Source organism: Cupriavidus sp. GW823-FHT06D04, assembly GCF_058795055.1.
The window spans coordinates 1-620 of the sequence record NZ_JBXAHL010000123.1; the positions used below are offsets into that span (position 1 = coordinate 1).

The following is a 620-nucleotide window of genomic DNA, read 5'->3' on the forward strand; positions in this document are numbered from 1 at the left end:
CCGACATAGCCGACCGCCTTGGCCGCGGCCACCGCCGCTTCGCCCATGGCACGGCGGCGCTCCTCGGTCATGCCCGGCGCGGGGGCTTCTTCCAGCACCTTCTGGTGGCGGCGCTGCACCGAGCAGTCGCGCTCGAACAGGTAGACGCAGTTGCCGTGGGTATCGGCAAACACCTGGATCTCGATATGGCGGGGGCGCGTCAGGTACTTCTCCACCAGCACCTTGTCATCGCCAAAGCTGGCGCTGGCCTCGCGCTTGACCGAGGCCAGCGCGGCCTCGAAGCCATCGCCCGACTCGACCACGCGCATGCCCTTGCCGCCGCCGCCAGCGCTGGCCTTGAGCAGCACCGGGTAGCCGATGCGGTCGGCCTCGCGGCGCAGCAGCGCCGGACCCTGGTCCTCCCCGTGGTAGCCGGGCACCAACGGCACCGCGGCCTTCTCCATCAATTGCTTGGCCGCGCTCTTGCTGCCCATCGCGTGGATGGCAGACGCCGGCGGGCCGATGAAGACCAGCCCCGCCGCGGCGCAGGCCTCGGCAAAGGCCTCGTTCTCGGACAGGAAGCCGTAGCCCGGGTGGATGGCCTGGGCACCGGTCTCCTTCGCCATCTCGATGATGTGGTC

Annotated in this window: 1 protein-coding gene; it reads right to left on the reverse strand. The window is 70.2% G+C overall.

Going from position 1 to position 620, the window contains the following annotated elements:
- Positions 1–620: ATP-binding protein (locus AC1Q7H_RS39865; RefSeq protein WP_492382520.1), on the reverse strand; the 620-nt coding region annotated here is incomplete at both ends.